The organism is Aequorivita viscosa (assembly GCF_900106795.1).
Taxonomy (GTDB): Bacteria; Bacteroidota; Bacteroidia; order Flavobacteriales; family Flavobacteriaceae; genus Aequorivita; species Aequorivita viscosa.
The window spans coordinates 38,030-53,014 of record NZ_FNNS01000013.1 but is presented as its reverse complement, the minus strand read 5'-3'; the positions used below and the strand labels follow the sequence as shown (position 1 = coordinate 53,014).

Annotated in this window: 15 protein-coding genes; 11 read left to right on the top strand and 4 right to left on the bottom strand. The window is 36.0% G+C overall.

The window, feature by feature from the left end:
- Window positions 1–78: 78 nt before the first annotated feature.
- Window positions 79–729 (bottom strand): NUDIX domain-containing protein, encoded by a 651-nt coding sequence (locus BLW28_RS09075; RefSeq protein ID WP_073218114.1) that lies wholly within the window; start codon window positions 727–729, stop codon window positions 79–81.
- A 7-nt stretch (window positions 730–736) separates the two neighbouring features.
- Between BLW28_RS09075 and pyrE the strand changes: the two genes are divergently transcribed.
- Together pyrE and BLW28_RS09065 are read left to right on the top strand one after the other, a co-directional pair.
- Complete coding sequence (pyrE, locus tag BLW28_RS09070; RefSeq protein WP_073218116.1) at window positions 737–1,378, top strand: orotate phosphoribosyltransferase; 642 nt, start codon at window positions 737–739, stop codon at window positions 1,376–1,378.
- A 143-nt stretch (window positions 1,379–1,521) separates the two neighbouring features.
- Window positions 1,522–1,914 carry an orotate phosphoribosyltransferase gene (locus BLW28_RS09065; protein ID WP_073218119.1) on the top strand — a complete coding sequence of 131 codons (393 nt, stop codon included), beginning with the start codon at window positions 1,522–1,524 and terminating at the stop codon, window positions 1,912–1,914.
- 224 nt (window positions 1,915–2,138) lie between these two features.
- On the opposite strand, the gene BLW28_RS09060 is transcribed toward BLW28_RS09065, so the two are convergent.
- Complete coding sequence (locus tag BLW28_RS09060) at window positions 2,139–2,870, bottom strand: biotin--[acetyl-CoA-carboxylase] ligase (protein WP_073218256.1); 732 nt, start codon at window positions 2,868–2,870, stop codon at window positions 2,139–2,141.
- Window positions 2,871–2,960: 90 nt separating this feature from the next.
- Between BLW28_RS09060 and rsfS the strand changes: the two genes are divergently transcribed.
- The 6 genes from rsfS to BLW28_RS09030 all read left to right on the top strand — a co-directional run bounded on the left by rsfS (window position 2,961) and on the right by BLW28_RS09030 (window position 7,776).
- The gene (gene rsfS / locus BLW28_RS09055) at window positions 2,961–3,332 is read left to right on the top strand and encodes a ribosome silencing factor (protein ID WP_073218122.1); all 372 of its coding nucleotides are present in this window, start codon (window positions 2,961–2,963) and stop codon (window positions 3,330–3,332) included.
- A gap of 15 nt (window positions 3,333–3,347) precedes the next feature.
- A complete protein-coding gene (gene ftsH, locus BLW28_RS09050; protein WP_073218125.1) occupies window positions 3,348–5,303 on the top strand; it encodes an ATP-dependent zinc metalloprotease FtsH in 1,956 nt (651 codons plus the stop codon).
- Between the two features lie 111 nt (window positions 5,304–5,414).
- A complete protein-coding gene (locus BLW28_RS09045; protein ID WP_073218128.1) occupies window positions 5,415–6,035 on the top strand; it encodes an LUD domain-containing protein in 621 nt (206 codons plus the stop codon).
- A 1-nt stretch (window position 6,036) separates the two neighbouring features.
- Complete coding sequence (locus tag BLW28_RS09040; protein WP_073218131.1) at window positions 6,037–6,870, top strand: phosphatidate cytidylyltransferase; 834 nt, start codon at window positions 6,037–6,039, stop codon at window positions 6,868–6,870.
- Window positions 6,860–7,513 carry a phosphatidylserine decarboxylase family protein gene (locus BLW28_RS09035; protein ID WP_073218134.1) on the top strand — a complete coding sequence of 218 codons (654 nt, stop codon included), beginning with the start codon at window positions 6,860–6,862 and terminating at the stop codon, window positions 7,511–7,513. Before BLW28_RS09040 ends, BLW28_RS09035 begins: the two co-directional genes overlap by 11 nt.
- Complete coding sequence (locus BLW28_RS09030) at window positions 7,510–7,776, top strand: acyl-CoA-binding protein (RefSeq protein WP_073218137.1); 267 nt, start codon at window positions 7,510–7,512, stop codon at window positions 7,774–7,776. The genes BLW28_RS09035 and BLW28_RS09030 overlap by 4 nt, the downstream gene beginning before the upstream one ends.
- A gap of 246 nt (window positions 7,777–8,022) precedes the next feature.
- Here the strand turns inward: BLW28_RS09030 and BLW28_RS09025 are convergent, their stop codons facing one another.
- Window positions 8,023–10,653 carry a valine--tRNA ligase gene (locus BLW28_RS09025; protein ID WP_073218140.1) on the bottom strand — a complete coding sequence of 877 codons (2,631 nt, stop codon included), beginning with the start codon at window positions 10,651–10,653 and terminating at the stop codon, window positions 8,023–8,025.
- Between the two features lie 127 nt (window positions 10,654–10,780).
- Between BLW28_RS09025 and BLW28_RS09020 the strand changes: the two genes are divergently transcribed.
- A complete protein-coding gene (locus BLW28_RS09020) occupies window positions 10,781–11,176 on the top strand; it encodes a DUF1573 domain-containing protein (RefSeq protein WP_073218144.1) in 396 nt (131 codons plus the stop codon).
- A 54-nt stretch (window positions 11,177–11,230) separates the two neighbouring features.
- Here the strand turns inward: BLW28_RS09020 and BLW28_RS09015 are convergent, their stop codons facing one another.
- A complete protein-coding gene (locus BLW28_RS09015; RefSeq protein ID WP_073218147.1) occupies window positions 11,231–12,481 on the bottom strand; it encodes an aspartyl protease family protein in 1,251 nt (416 codons plus the stop codon).
- Window positions 12,482–12,598: 117 nt separating this feature from the next.
- Between BLW28_RS09015 and BLW28_RS09010 the strand changes: the two genes are divergently transcribed.
- On the top strand, window positions 12,599–13,789 hold the full coding sequence (locus tag BLW28_RS09010; protein ID WP_073218149.1) for a pyridoxal phosphate-dependent aminotransferase: 1,191 nt from the start codon (window positions 12,599–12,601) through the stop codon (window positions 13,787–13,789).
- The gene (murB, locus tag BLW28_RS09005) at window positions 13,789–14,802 is read left to right on the top strand and encodes a UDP-N-acetylmuramate dehydrogenase (RefSeq protein WP_073218152.1); all 1,014 of its coding nucleotides are present in this window, start codon (window positions 13,789–13,791) and stop codon (window positions 14,800–14,802) included. Before BLW28_RS09010 ends, murB begins: the two co-directional genes overlap by 1 nt.
- Window positions 14,803–14,985: the final 183 nt, after the last annotated feature.

Here is a 14,985-nt window from a genome sequence, read left to right as displayed (position 1 = left end):
TTCAAAAAAGAAGAATCTCGCATAAATTACACTCTTATCTTATTTAATCAAAAAAAAAGTTAAATTAAAAAGTACAAATTACTTAACCCCGTTGTGCAACTTCGATTTCAAATTACGGTCGTTTGGATGTGTAGTTAGGTATTCCTTAGGAAAAAGTAGCTTTATGTTCTCATACGAATCTTGTAACGCCTTTTGAGATTTTTCAAAATTCTTCCATCGTACTTTTTTAATACCTTCACTAGACTCAGGAGTAAGCGGCCCGTTATAATCACTAAACATTTCGTACCAATACGTAATCTTTAATTTAAATTTACCGTTTCGGGTAAAAACGTGATAAGTGGTTTTTAAGAAATCCCGAATTTCCAAATCCTTAATTCCTGTTTCCTCCATTACCTCGCGAATTGCCGCTTGTTGATAGGTCTCCCCTTTTTCAATTTTGCCTTTAGGAAGATCCCATTTTTTATTTCGTCTTATAAAAAGAATTTCTTTGTTACTATTATACACTAAGCCGCCACCAGCTTCTACTACTTTTATTTTCTTTCGTAGATATTGTTCTAATTTTTCAGCATTTTTGTGGTATAGATTAACGTAAAGGAGCTCGCCATTGTATATTTTTTTTACCAATTTCTTAAAATTGGCTTCCTTTAACGGGATGGTGGTGTAGTGTTCCCCTATATTTTTTTCTGTGGAGAGAATAATAGGGATTTCTTTTACAAAAACTTTATACATTTGTACAATGATATTAAATAACGAAACGGCTCAAAAAACTGCTGCATTATTATTGCAAATTAATGCAATTAAATTACAACCACAAAAACCATTTACGTGGGCTTCTGGTTGGAAATCTCCTATTTATTGCGATAATCGCGTTATACTTTCGTATCCTACTATTCGAAATTACATACGCGAAAACCTTGCAAGACAAATTGAAGAACTTTACGGAAAGCCCGAAATGATTGCTGGTGTAGCCACTGGTGCTATCGGAATTGGAGCTTTAGTCGCTGAGTATTTAAACGTTCCTTTTTGTTATGTTCGACCGGAAGCAAAAGGCCATGGCAGACAAAATAAAATTGAAGGCCACCTTGAAAAAAACACAAACGTAGTAGTTGTTGAAGATTTAATTAGCACCGGAAAAAGCAGTTTACTTGCCGTAGAAGCCCTAAAAGAAGCTAACGCAAACGTAAAAGGAATGGTAGCCGTATTTAGTTATGGCTTTCAAGTTGCTGAAGACAATTTTAAAAAAGCAAATATTACCTTAAACACGCTTAGTAATTACGAAATGTTACTAAAAGAAGCTGAAAAATCTAGATATATTAATGAGTCGGAAGCAATGCTTCTTTCTGAATGGAGAAATGCACCAGATACTTGGGGAATGTAGTGCTCAGTGATTCAGTACGCCGTGTTCAGTAGTTCAGTAATTAGTTTTCAGGATTACTATAAGGATCTACGCTTTTAAACTACTAAACTCATAAACACCTAAACCCCATTAATTCACAAACCTTAAACTTTTAAAATTTACAAATGAAACTAAATAGCAAAAGAGTAACCGTACAAAAATCTGCCGATCAACTTTGCGAATTTTTGACTGATGTTAAAAATTTTGAAGGCCTAATGCCCGAAAACACCAGTAAATTTGAAGTAATAAGAGATAACGCGTTCGTATTTGGATTGAAAGGAATGCCCGAAATAGCATTAGAACTAAAAGAAGTGGTAAAACCTAACAAAGTAGTTTTAGGCGCTATTAGCGATAAACTGCCTTTTACCTTAACAGGAGATATTCGAGAAGAATCTGAAAACACCTCGAGTGTAGAATTAATTTTTGATGGTGAATTTAATGCAATGATGGCAATGATGATTAAAAGCCCAATTACAAAGTTTATCGAAACGCTTGCTACAAATTTAGAAAAGTTATAACCACTTTTTCCGTCACCTTCAAAGGCCGATCCCTCTGAATTGCAAACGAAAAAAAAAACACTTTCACCCGTCTTTTCACCAACAACCTTCTTTACACTCCCTACCCTACTATCCTAGTGATTCGCAGAGGTTAAAAGCTTTTTAAACGTATAGTTCTTCTTGTAAAATCGCGGAGGTCATTAAGTATTATTCACATTCAACTTCATCTTCAACGTCAACTTCGCTTAATAAATCAGCTTCAATTCTTTTATTTGAAACGGCTCGATAGCTTTGTTTTCAGTTTCTATCAATAATTCGCCAATTCCCGAAATTCCTTTAATAATAGCATTAAAGTGCTGTCCTTCCTTGTTTTCAAATACCGAAACAATGTCTTTTCGAAATAAATTCTGCTCGTAAACATTTCGTAAGTCTGAAAAATTTTGAGTTGTCATTAGTTCAAATTTATCGAACATATTCTTTAAAACTGCATGCAGCACTTCCTCTAACTCAAGTGACTTGCCAATTTCCAATTTTAATGAGCTGGCTTGAGGTAAACTTGGAAATTCCATTTCGTTTACATTAATACCAATACCAATTACAGAATATTTAACCGTAGCGCCTTCCAAAACATTTTCGATTAATATTCCGGCAACTTTTTTATTTCCTGACAATATGTCGTTAGGCCATTTAATTGACACTTTTGGCAATCCGAAGGTTTTAAACGCATTGATAATTGCCAAAGAAACGGCCATTGAAATCATAAACTGATCCTCGGCCATTACACCTTTAAAACTCTTGAAAACACTGAATGTAAGGCTTTGACCTTTTCTAGATAGCCATCCATTTCCCATTTGGCCCCTACCCCTTTGTTGGTCTTCTGCAAGTACCACAGTTTGGTCTACAACATTGGTTTTATTAACCAATAATTTAAGGTAAGTATTGGTAGAATCGGTGGCATTAAGTTTGATTATATTCAAAACGACAACTATGTTTGGTTTTAGGCTTTTTATGGTGTCCACAAGAAACAAAAAAGTAATAACTTTGCGAAATAGAAAAGAAAGTAATTGATGCAAAAAAAACAAGCTGAAACAGATCAACTTATCACTGAAATAATAAAAGGGATTGAAGACATAAAAGGACAAGACATCGAGATTCTTGACCTCCGCGATATAGAAAACACCGTATGCGACTATTTTATCATCTGCAACGGAACTTCCAACACCCAAGTAAATGCTATTGTAGGCTCTATTCAAAAATCTGTGAGTAAATCACTAAAGGAAAAGCCATGGCATATTGAAGGCAGCGAGAACGCCGAATGGATTCTTATGGATTATGTTCACGTTGTTGTTCACGTTTTTCAAAAACATATTCGTGAATTTTACGATATTGAAGGACTTTGGGGCGATGCAAAATCAGTTAAAATAGAAAACACACACTAAAAGAAAGTTAGCCCTATGGCCACAGAAAATAAAAACAAAAAGAACGACTCAAAAAAACCGAGACCAAATTACTATTGGATTTATGCAGCAGTGATTCTGTTGTTTTTCGGTATTCAAATATTTGGAGGTGGCAATTGGGCACAACCAGCAAAAACATCGCAAGCACAATTTGAAGAATACTTAAAGCAAGGTGATGTTGAACGAGTAGACATCATAAACAAAAAAATTGCTAAGGTCTATCTTACAGATGAAGCCAAAACCCAAGCGGAACACTCCAAAAAAAGTGATGCACCGGCTTTTATGACTCCAGGTCCAAACGACCCTGATTATCAGTTTGAATTTGGAGATCTTCAGAATTTCGAAAACTCATTTCAACAAATTAAGCAGGAAAACAATCTTTCCACTAAAATGGAATGGCATACCGAGTCGAACGTATGGGGTGATATTTTAATGGGAATTCTACCTTTTGTAATTATTATTGCAATTTGGATATTCATCATGCGCCGTATGTCGTCTGGTGCTGGAGGTGGTGCTGGCGGACAGTTATTCAATATAGGAAAATCGAAGGCCAAGTTGTTTGACGAAAAAACGGACATTAAAACTTCGTTTAAAGATGTTGCAGGATTAGAAGGTGCTAAAGAAGAAGTGCAAGAAATTGTTGATTTCTTAAAAAACCCTGATAAATACACCTCTCTAGGCGGAAAAATTCCAAAAGGAGCTTTATTGGTCGGCCCTCCAGGAACTGGTAAAACACTCTTGGCAAGAGCTGTTGCAGGAGAGGCACAAGTTCCCTTCTTCTCGCTGTCTGGTTCAGATTTCGTCGAAATGTTCGTAGGAGTTGGAGCTTCAAGAGTTCGCGATCTTTTTAAACAAGCAAAAGAAAAATCACCAGCAATTATTTTTATTGATGAAATAGACGCTATTGGTCGCGCGCGTGGCAAGAATAATTTCTCCGGAAGTAATGACGAAAGAGAAAATACGCTGAACCAACTACTTACCGAAATGGACGGTTTTGGTACTAATACGAACGTAATCGTTCTAGCTGCTACCAACCGTGCAGATGTTTTAGATAAAGCATTAATGCGTGCAGGTCGATTTGATAGACAGATTTATGTAGACCTTCCAGACGTTCGTGAACGTGAAGAAATTTTTGAAGTACATCTACGCCCTATCAAAAAAGACGAAGGTTTAGATACAGATTTCCTTGCAAAACAAACTCCTGGCTTCTCAGGCGCCGATATAGCCAACGTATGTAACGAGGCTGCCCTAATTGCAGCTAGAGGTGGTAAAAAATCGGTTGGCAAGCAAGATTTCTTAGATGCTGTCGACAGGATTGTAGGCGGTTTAGAGAAGAAGAATAAAATAATGACGATTGATGAAAAACGCGCTATTGCCTTTCACGAAGCAGGACATGCAACAGTTAGTTGGATGCTTGAACACGCTGCTCCCCTTGTAAAAGTTACTATTGTACCCAGAGGGCAATCATTAGGCGCTGCTTGGTATTTACCCGAAGAAAGATTAATTATCCACCCAGAACAAATGCTAGATGAAATGTGTGCTGCCTTAGGAGGACGTGCTGCAGAAAAAGTTATCTTCGACCGTATTTCTACTGGTGCTCTTAGTGATCTCGAAAAGGTTACAAAGCAAGCTCGCGCTATGGTTACCATATACGGACTGAATGATAAAGTTGGAAATATTACCTATTACGATAGTAGCGGACAGTCGGAGTACAACTTTACTAAACCCTATAGTGAAAAGACTGCAGAACTAATAGATTCTGAAATTTCTAAGCTTATCGAGGAGCAATACCAAAGAGCGGTAAGAATATTAGAAGAAAACAAAGATAAATTGACCGAACTTGCAGAAGTACTTCTCGAAAAAGAAGTTATCTTCAAGGATAATCTTGAGAAAATATTTGGAGAAAGACCATTTATAGAGCCAGAAAAAGTGGAACGTGTAGCAAACGCTTAAGTTTGCTTATTCACTGTTGGAAGTAATCTTTATATTTTAAGCATACTACTTCTACTGATATTTTATATCTTTGGTCATTAACTCGTTTATCAACTCCTCAATGAATTATTAATGAGTCTAATAAAAAGGCTTTTATTCCCCAGCTATAAGTCAGATAAAAAGCCCCAAACGGGGCAACCCTCTGACCGTAGCAGTTATTATCCAGAACAGAAACTTCCAGTCGACGAAAAATTTACGTACCACTTCCGAAACAATGGAGGAAAATTTATCTATTGTGAGGATTGGGAAGAAGCACTGGAAGCTTTTGATAATATTATGGTTGAGAATGACTGGTACGAACAAGACGTTTTTTGTTTAGAAGAACAGCTCCGTCAACGATTTGATGGTTTCAACTTAAAATTCGTTAATAAATCTGATTCAAAATTCTTTCTTTCCACCTGTGAATCATTGGTGGCTAAGACTGGTGCAATTCTATTATCATCTAATCAGGTAAAAGAAAAGAAACTAAATGAGCTTCCTGACAGCATGATTATTTTGGCTAAAACGAGCCAAATTGTAGAAAATATTAGCGAAGGCTTACGGATTATTAAAAACCAAAGTTCGGGCTATATACCAAGCAATATTACTACAATTCAAGATTTCGAAACCGATAAAGAAGATAAAGAAAAGGATTTTATGAGTTATGGAAGTAGCACAAAAAACCTATATTTGTTGCTACTGGAAGACTTATAATATGAAGGAAACTATCGTGCGAACGATTTCGGGCGCGTTATATATTTCAATTATCACTATTGCGATGTTCACTTCACGTGAATGGTTTATGGGTTTATTCTTTGTTCTGGCTCTTATTACAATGAGTGAATTTTTAAAACTAGTACACCTTACTAGCTATTTTGCCTACTTCCTTCTTGCAGCTGCATTCTATTTTTTAAGTTATCGCGTTATTGACATAAATGCGGTTTATTTGTTTCTAATTTTAAGCGGATTTGTAAATTTATTTCTTTTAAAGGATGTACTATGGACCAGTAAAATCCCTATGTTTGAAAAAAAGAAGTACATTACCGTGGTTTTCTATATCATCAGTGGGTTTGTATTTCTAACCCTTATCCCAGTAATGGATGTTGATGGTAAATTTGTTCCGTATCTTATTGTTTCAGTTTTTATATTAATGTGGTCAAATGATACCTTTGCATACTTAATAGGAAAAAATTTCGGAAAACATAAACTTTTAGAACGCGTTTCCCCAAAAAAGACCATCGAAGGTTTTCTTGGCGGAATGCTAGGCGCTCTTTTAGCGGGATTTATTATTTTTAATATCACTAAAAGTTATAATCTTATAGATACTGAGAAATATGAACTTTGGGTATGGATTTGTATGGCAATTATCGTTTCATTTTTTGGAACTGTCGGCGATCTTATACAATCTAAATTTAAAAGACAAGCTGGCGTTAAAGACAGCGGAATTATAATGCCTGGACACGGCGGAATGTATGACAGGCTTGATAGTATTCTATATGCCAGTCCTTTTATTTATGCTTTTTTACTAATAGTTGATTATGTTTCATAAAGAAGGTTTTAAGATAATAACTATAGCGCTGATGATAGTAGTCGGACTTAGTCTATTAGCAAATGCGTTTGTGGAAAATCCAACCATCCGTGGCGGGGTTTTAATTGCACTTATTATTTTACTAATTGTTGTATTGCAATTTTTTAGAAATCCGAAACGTAATTTTACGCCCCAATCAGAACAAGTGCTTTCACCGGTAGATGGAAAAGTTGTTGTTATTGAAGAAGTATTCGAAAAAGAATATTTTAACGAGAAAAGATTACAGGTTTCGGTATTTATGTCGCCTATAAACGTGCACGTAACACGACACCCAGTGGGAGGAAAGGTTGTTTATAGTAAATACCACCCAGGAAAGTTCTTGGTTGCTTGGCACCCAAAATCTTCCGAAGAAAATGAACGAACAACTGTCGTGGTTAAGAACGATGTTTTCGGAGATGTATTATATAGACAAATTGCTGGTGCGCTGGCAAAACGAATTGTAAATTACGCCGAAGTAGGCGATGAAGTAACGCAAACTTCAGACAGTGGTTTCATTAAATTTGGCTCTCGTGTAGATGTTTACCTTCCTTTAGATACCAAAATAAATGTTTCGCTGAATGAAAAAGTTAAAGGTGGAATTTCAATATTAGCTACAAGGTCATGAGTCCAGAAGAATTGGATATAGTTTTTAAACAAGCAGTTGAAAGCATTAATCAGCACAAAGAACCTTTTCCTGCTGATTTCTTACTACGGCTCTATGCTTATTACAAAAGAGCCACAGGAGATCACGATTCACCTGGAAGCAATAAGCCATTGATCAATGCCTTTAAGACCAATGCACTCTTCCAAACACGTGGACTAACTCCAAACGAGGCGAAACAGCTTTATGTAGATGCTGTAAATCATTACTTTCTTTACAGAAAATAGGCAACCGCAGTTTTTACTATAGTTCGCGAATAGAAATTTTACTTTCTCTATTTACTTTTCCCTGCTGCTACCCCTACTTCATTCTAGTTCGTAATTTTCAATTTTGCGAAAAATCCAAGAACACCCTTTAAAATATTCTTGCTATATACCTCCTTAAAAAGAGTACACCTGTTAGGTTTTCTATTTGTCGTTCTAAAGCAACAGATATCCGAAAACCTAACAGGTGTAAAAATATAGTCTGTATGGTTATTTCAGACTTTTAAGACTTGCCTTTATTGTTTCGATTTTAGCTAAAGCATCGGCTTCTTTTTGCCGTTCTAATGCAACTACCTGTTCTGGTGCGCCATTTACAAAACGTTCATTTTTTAGTTTGCCTTGAACACTTTTAAGAAATCCTTCAGTGTATTTTAGCTCTTGAGTTAAGGTTTCAATTTCTTCTTCAATATTAATGGCTCCGGCAATAGGAATAAAGTATTCATTACTTTTTACACGAAAAGTCAATGCGCCATCAAGCTTTTCATTGATATAATTTAGCGATGAAATATTCCCCAATTTTGAAATTAGCGCATCAAATTCTTCAGAACTTCCTTCGTGGTTAATTACAGAAAGTTCGATTGAATCTTTAAACGAGATATTCTTCTCTTTCCTAATTGTTCGTATTCCAGAAATTACTTCCGAAGCGAATTCAAAATGCTTAATAATTGCTTCGTCATTAGCAACTAATTCTGGCCATTTCGCAATAATTAACGCTTCTGATGATTTTCGCGGTGTAATATGCTGCCAAATTTCTTCAGAAATAAAAGGCACAAAAGGGTGCAGTATTACTAGGTTGTCTTCCAGAATAGAAATAACTTCTTTGTACGTCTTTTCGGAAATAGGCTCACCGAACACCGGTTTTACCATTTCCAAAAACCACGAACAAAAATCGTCCCAAACCAATTTATAAGTTGTCATTAAAGCATCGCTTATACGGTATTTGCTGTATTGATCTTCCAAATCGGCAAGCGCTTTCTGGAACTTGCTTCGATACCATTTTATAGCCGTTGCATCGCTTTGGGATTGTTTTTTGGTTGCAGAAACTTCCCAACCATCTATTAAACGATATGCATTCCAGATTTTATTTACAAAGCCACTCCCCTGCTTACAAAGGTCTTCTTCAAACATAAGGTCGTTTCCTGCAGGAGAACTCAACAACATACCCACACGAACGCCATCAGCTCCGTAAATATCCATTAACCCAATAGGGTCTGGAGAATTCCCGAGTGATTTACTCATTTTCCTACGTTGCTTATCGCGCACAATTCCTGTGAGATAAACATTGGTAAATGGTTTTTCATTTCGGTATTCGTAGCCTGCAATAATCATTCGCGCCACCCAAAAGAAAAGAATTTCAGGCGCCGTAACAAGATCGTTTGTAGGGTAATAATAATTTATCTCCTTATTATCGGGTTCCATAATCCCATTAAAAACACTAATCGGCCAAAGCCAAGACGAAAACCAAGTATCTAAAGCATCTGGATCTTGTTTTAAATCGGTCGCTTTTAAATTTGTATTTCTGGTTTTTTCTTGAGCGAGTTTTACTGCCTCATCAATTGTTTCGGCAACTACAAAATCTTCTTTTCCATCGCCATAGAAATAAGCGGGAATTTGATGGCCCCACCAAAGTTGACGCGAAATGTTCCAATCGCGAACATTTTCCATCCAATGGCGATAGGTATTGACGAATTTTTCGGGTACTAGGTTTACATCCTTTTCTAGAACCGCATCCAAAGCTGGTTGTGCAAGTTCTTTCATTTTTAAAAACCACTGATCACTTAGTTTTGGCTCTATAACCGCTCCCGTACGTTCACTTGTTCCAACTTTATGAACGTGAGTTTCAATTTTTGAAATTACTCCTGTGTCTTGCAGTTCTTTTACAATTTCCTTACGAACAACAAAACGATCTTTACCTTCATAATGAAGTCCGTAGCTATTTAAAGTTCCGTCATCATTAAGAATATCAACAATTTCAAGATTGTGCTTATCACCTAGCATCTTGTCGTTTTCATCGTGTGCAGGGGTTACTTTTAAACAACCTGTACCAAATTCAACATCTACATATTCATCTTCAATAATTGGAATAACCCTATTACAAATTGGGACAATCGCCTTTTTACCCCGAAGATGTGCAAATCGTTCATCATTCGGATTAATACAGATCGCAGTATCACCTAAAATTGTTTCAGGTCTTGTTGTAGCGATAATTAAAGTGTCATCACTACCTTCAATTTTATAATTTAGATAATAGAGGTTTCCTTGTTTCTCTTCGTAGATAACTTCTTCATCCGAAAGTGTTGTCTGTGCTTCTGGATCCCAATTTACCATGCGGTAACCGCGATAAATGTTTCCTTTACGGTATAGATCGACAAAAACCTTAATAACTGAGGCCGACATATCTTCATCCATCGTAAACTTAGTTCGGTCCCAATCACAAGAGGCTCCTAACTTTTTTAATTGTTCGAGTATAATTCCTCCGTGTTTATGAGTCCAATCCCATGCATGTTCCAAAAACTCTTCCCGGGAAAGTGTGGTTTTATCAATTCCATCTGCTTTTAGTTTTGCAACAACTTTAGCTTCGGTAGCTATAGAAGCATGGTCTGTGCCGGGCACCCAGCAGGCATTAAAACCTTGAAGTCTAGCTCGGCGAATCAATACATCCTGAAGCGTATTGTTGAGCATATGGCCCATATGTAGCACTCCGGTAACATTTGGCGGAGGAATAACGATTGTGTATGGCGTTCTTTCATCCACCTCAGAGTGGAAATAGCGGTTCTCCATCCAGTAGTTATACCACTTGTTTTCAATCTGTTTGATATTATATTTTGCATCTAAAGCCATACTTTGGTCTGATATTTGAAGAGTAAGCTGCAAAAGTAAATATATCTGTAGGATAATAAAAGTGTATAGGATATTTTGCAGGTTCTTTAAAGTTCTATACTTTAGCAAAGATTAAAAACATAAAATCATGAAAAAATTAGCTCTTATTGCACTCGTTGCCTTGATTGGTTTTACCGCTCAAGCGCAACAAGCGAAAATTACGTTTAAAACAGATACCATTGATTACGGTACTGTATTGAAAGGAAGTGACGGAGTACGTGTATTTGAATTTACAAATACGGGCGATGCACCACTAATTATAACCGATGTAAAATCTAGTTGCGGTTGTACTATTCCGAAAAAACCAAATGGACCAATAGCTCCAGGTGAAAGTAGCTCCATTGAAGTAAAGTACGATACAAATCGTGTTGGCCCAATTAGAAGAAGCATCACAGTATCTTCAAATGCTACCGAACCTATGGTAGCACTTAAAATAAAAGGGGAAGTAGCTAAAGAAAATTCGAGCATACTCGAAAAAAGCTAAAAACCTTACATTATAATTTTAGTAAAAGCCGCATTTATTTTGCGGCTTTTTTGTTTAAAACACATTCTTTAAATAAAACTTAATTTTCTTACTTACGTTTCCTCTTTTTATTTTCATTGTTATTTTCTTACCACGCTCACTTGAAAAAAGGTTGATTATTTCGTATAATTTGTAATTATAATTTGGCTTTCCGTTAATTGTTAAAACTTCATCTTCCTTTTGTAATCCAGCGTGATGAGCTGGAGAACCCTCCCGAACATCTACAACAATAAAGCGAGGGACTAACGTGAATTGATTTTCGTCTATAAGCCAAGCCATTCCGGAATGCTCTATTGTAATTCCTGCCATATTATAATGAAATGGATTTTTAAAACGACGATTTTTTTTGAATCTAACTACCTTATTTCGATAATCAAAAATAACTTTAAAGCGGCTTAAAAACCCACCGCCTACGCTTCCATCTCTTTCCTCATATAATCGAGCTTTTGTAATTGCTACTTGTTCTGGAAAAGAAGTGTTTACATTTTTCAGAATAAACTCTCCCAACCGTAATTCAGGAATACGAGCCCGCTTACCATTTACACTACCGCTAAGGCCTAACCCAAGGAAATCGTGAAAATAATTTTTAGGCTTTTCCTTAATAAAATCATCTTCATCAAAAAGCCATAACACATCGCTACTTCCAGAGTCTATCAATAATGTTACTTCTTTATTCGATTTGCCAGAAGAAGCTGTTAGGTTAATATATGGTTTTCCTTTTTCAAAATTTAACGGTAAATCTTTACACTTTTTACAGTTAGAGAACGTGTATTTGTCTGGATCATAAAGTGTAATCATTTTAGAAATGTAGTTTATCTCCACCACAAAACTTTCAAAAAAACTACTACCTAAAATACCATTTATAGGAACTCCCATTCGTGGAGAGAAGTTTAAAGTGTTTTCAAAAATCAAGTATAATTCGTGATTTACATCTATCGCTTTGCCAACAACAACAGTGTTATTGCGACTCTTTAAAGCATTAATAGGCGTATCGGAGCCCAATCCATGTATTTGCACAGGAACAGTATTACTCAAAAAGAAATCATCTACTGATTCGGAGCTAAAAAGTAAACTAGTTTTAACCCCTGTATCCAGAATGAAGGAAAAATCGGTGCCGTTAATTTCAACTTTAATAACAGGCAAATTGTTTACCAATTCAAACGGAATACGACTCTTCGTTTTATTCTTCTTCAATTGGAAGCCTCCCTGCCCATAACCAGGAATAAAACCACATAGAAGTAGAAAACAAACAAATATCTTATTCATAAATATAAGAAGGAGCTCGTTAATGATATGTAAGTTAAGGAAAAATCATAAATGTTAGCATGTGCTTCATAGTATTGTATTAATATATTTTGCAACTTTGCGACAAAATTATAGACTATGCCTTCAGTATCTAAAAAAGGGGAAAACATGCCGGAATCACCAATCCGGAAATTGGTTCCTTATGCCGAAAAAGCTTATAAAGCGAATAAAACTGTTTATCACCTAAATATTGGTCAACCCGACATTAAATCGCCTGAAATTGCGATGGAAGCCGTGGCAAACCACAATTTAGAAATTCTTGCTTATACGCGCTCTGAAGGATCTTTGGAATACCGCGAAAAAATTGCTGGATATTACAAAAAAAATAATATTCCTGTTGAAGCAAGTGATATTATCGTTACCACAGGCGGCAGCGAAGCGCTTCTATTTGCTATGGGAAGTATTGCTGATACAGGTGACGAAATTATTATCCCTGAACCGTTTTATGCAAATTACAACGGATTTGCGACAGCCTCAGGAGTGACAATCGTTCCTGTTATTTCTAAAATAGAAGACAATTTTGCCCTCCCTCCTATTTCTGAATTTGAAAAACTAATTACGCCTAAAACTAAGGCAATACTTATATGTAACCCTGGTAATCCTACAGGGTATTTATACTCTAAAGAAGAAATCAAAACCTTGGCAGAAATCGTCAAAAAACACGATTTATTTTTAGTAGCAGACGAGGTTTATCGCGAGTTTACTTACGATGGTTCCAAACATTACTCTATTTTAGAAGAAGAAAGCTTGGCAGATTATGGAATTATCATTGATTCCGTATCAAAACGCTATAGCATGTGCGGTGCTCGCATTGGATGCTTAGTTTCTAAAAACAAGGAAGTAATTACTACTGCAATGAAGTTTGCTCAAGCCAGGTTAAGTCCGCCAACTTTTGCGCAAATAGCGAGTGAAGCTGCCCTAGGAACCCCTCAAAGCTATTTTGATGGTGTAATTACCGAATATCAAGATAGACGAAACACCTTGGTCGCTGCTTTAAAAGAAATTCCAGGTGTACAAGTTGGAGAGCCAAAAGGAGCTTTTTACTGTATTGTTCAACTACCCGTTAAAAATAGCGATGCCTTTGCACAATGGTTATTAGAAGAGTTTGATGATAATGGCGAAACCATTATGGTTGCTCCCGCTGCTGGCTTCTATTCTAGCCCAGGCGTTGGATTAAACCAAGTGCGTATTGCTTATGTATTAAAAAAAGAAAGCCTTATTAGAGCTGTTGAAATATTGAAACTGGCGCTTGAAAAATATAAGGATTAATGCAAATTGAAGAGTACAAATCCCTTAAAAACTACAATACATTTGGCATAGATTGTACCGCTAGGTATTTTGTATCGGTTAAAACGGTTGCAGAACTCAAGCAAATACTTTCTACAAAACCATCCTCAGAACTATTCATTTTGGGAGGAGGTAGTAATATGCTACTTACCTCCCAACTAGATGCTTTAGTGCTTCACGTAAATTTAAAGGGAATTGAAATTCTACAAGAAACTACAGATGAAGTTGTTGTAAAAGCAATGGCCGGTGAAAACTGGCACGAATTTGTACAATTTTGCATCGAAAAGGATTTTGGTGGCTTGGAAAACATGTCATTAATTCCTGGAAATGTTGGAACTGCTCCTATTCAAAACATCGGGGCTTACGGTGTAGAACTAAAAGACACCTTTGTTAGTTGTGAAGCTATTTCAATTAAAACACTGGAAGAGAGAATCTTTACCAAAGACGAATGCCAGTTTGGATATCGAAATTCAATCTTTAAAAACGAAGAAAAAGGCAACTATATTATTACAAGTGTGACTTTTGGACTAACGAAAGTAGAACACATAAAGAATATTTCCTACGGTGATATTCAAAAGATTTTGGCCGACAAAAACATCGATGAGCCAAGTATTAAAAATATTTCTGAAGCCGTTATTGCTATCCGTCAATCGAAGCTTCCAGATCCAAAAGTTTTAGGCAATAGTGGTAGCTTTTTTAAAAACCCGATTGTTGATATTGAAACTTTTCAAGAATTTCAAAAAAAATTCCCCGAAGCTCCATTTTACAAAATCTCCCCTACTCAATTTAAAATTCCAGCAGGTTGGTTAATAGAAAATGCAGGATTTAAAGGAAAACGATTTGGTGATGCAGGCGTTCATAAAAACCAAGCCTTAGTCCTTGTAAACTACGGAAATGCAACAGGTACCGAAATTTGGGAATTAGCGATGAAAATTCAGAAGCAAGTAAAAGAAACAACTGGAATTTCTATCGAACCAGAAGTAAATGTGTTCTAAGCTATTTTAAAGAAAGAATCACATTTTATTTTCTATCAACCCATCGTTTCTTAAATATATTTTGCATCAGGTAAGAACGAGCAAATGCTCAACTTTCAATGACAATTTAGATTGACTTTTCAATGAATTTCAACGCTATTTCTTCAACCCATGTTTATGATAAAAGTCCATTTCATTTTCTAG